Annotated in this window: 2 protein-coding genes; both read right to left on the minus strand. The window is 34.1% G+C overall.

Annotated features, from left to right (window positions below):
* Positions 1 to 92: 92 nt before the first annotated feature.
* The gene (locus CLW00_RS21165) at positions 93 to 866 is read right to left on the minus strand and encodes a hypothetical protein (RefSeq protein ID WP_146131483.1); all 774 of its coding nucleotides are present in this window, start codon (positions 864 to 866) and stop codon (positions 93 to 95) included.
* 96 nt (positions 867 to 962) lie between these two features.
* Positions 963 to 1427, minus strand: a complete 465-nt coding sequence (locus CLW00_RS21170; RefSeq protein WP_106135704.1) for a hypothetical protein — start codon at positions 1425 to 1427, stop codon at positions 963 to 965.
* Positions 1428 to 1840: the final 413 nt, after the last annotated feature.

Raw genomic sequence — 1840 nt, forward strand, 5'->3', positions numbered from 1 at the left:
CCTATGCTTGATGAACCGCCGTATACGAGACCCGTACGTACGGTGGTGTGAGGGGTGCTCCGCAGGCTTATGGCCTGCGGCCATCCACTCGATTAGCCACTGGCTTTTCCTTTTTTGCTAATTAGTTTCACGTATTCTTTCAAGTTAGTTTCATCATAAAATACTTTTTTATCGAAGCGTTCCGTTATTCTATTTAGTCGATTGATATTTAGATGAGCTCTTTGTCTAATGTACTGTTTAACTTTCTTAACTTTTTCTTTTTTGACAGTCATAAAATCAAGTCTAATAAAGTATGATTCGTAAATTCTGTAAAGAGATAAGCAGTATAAATATGGCAAAAACAAAATTGTAAGTAATATCGGTAAAATGAAAGAATGTAATGTTCCTAATTTAAAAAAATCAGAATATCCATTAGCCATTTTATAAATTGAATATAATAATAGTCCGAAACCAAATATTGCCAATAAATTCGTTAGTAATTTTGCCACTTGTGCGTTCTTTGAATCAAATTCGGCAACCGCTTGTAACATTACAATAAAAATCAAAACGGGAAGTAATATTAGTTCAGTTAATAAACTAAAATTGTAAAAGTTAATAACAAATTCTAGAATAGCAATCACTTTTATGGTATCGATAATAATTGCTTTAAAATAATTACTGTCTTTAGCTTTGTTTAGGCTAAAAACTAAAACAAATCCAACAGAAAAAAGCCAAAAAATAGAATCTTTTATATCAGCAGAAGTCCAAAACCCTACTGATTTTAAAAGAGAAAATACACCAAACAAGTAAATCCCTAAAGTTAAATAGATTGCAAGAAAATATTTGCCAAAAAGTAACTTCACAACATCCGCCAATGAATTTCTCATTGACTTTTGGGTAAGCACAAATACTATTAATACTCCGAGCCAAATTATTAATGAGATTTCTCTGTTATTGAATATTTCTTTTAAACTGTTCAAATATTAGAAATGTGTTAGTATTGACTTTAAAATCTGATTAGCAACTCTGAAATTTTCATCTTGCTCGTTTAATAACATAAAGTTTTTTTCTCCGTGGAATAGGTTGTTTCTATATCTGTAAACTATTATCGCAAGTGCTAAAATTATGTTAGATGTGTTTTTGTCATTTTCCAAGAGTACCTGTTTTACAAATTCCTTTCGTGCAATAGGTGTAATTCTTAAATGTTCAAAACGCTCATTCGTATTGTTGTCCATTGTATAACGTTCTTTTAAATATGCTAAAGAATTCTCGAAATTGACAAGCTGGAATTCAATTTGATTTAGACTTTCTTCCATTCTTTGTATTGAACAATTTCTATTACATACAAGATTCTCAAAAATGTTCCATAACAATGAAAAGTCCTTAATATTTTTTAAGTCATTTTCGTTAAATTCAGTTCCAAATCTATTATTTATCCATTCAATCATTTGAAGTACGGGTTTTTTAGCTTGTGGCTAACGGACCGCGGCTAAGAAACGTGGGGCATTTCGAAGCGATTATTTTTCTGTCTTAACAAAAGTTTGCTCGGGGAACAAACCTTTCCTTTACCACTAACGGCCCCATGTTTTCTTAGGTGCTGTGTGTGCCTTGAATGGTGAATATAGTTCATTTAAATGAGCGTTCCAACGGGTGAAAGTCCCTTAAGCGCGGGCGTAACGTCCCGAAGCCAAGCAAGTGGCAAGCTGGTTTGCCGTGAGGCATGCAGTGAAGTAAGCCAGACTGCGGTGTCTGTACTGACGAACAGGAACCATATACGGAGGCTACGAGGTCGGATGAGGTGACACATCACACCGAAGTCCAAACCTTCCGTAAGGGAGGAAGTGCCGAAGTAGTAGATATG

The organism is Mongoliibacter ruber (assembly GCF_003003005.1).
Taxonomy (GTDB): domain Bacteria; phylum Bacteroidota; class Bacteroidia; order Cytophagales; family Cyclobacteriaceae; genus Mongoliibacter; species Mongoliibacter ruber.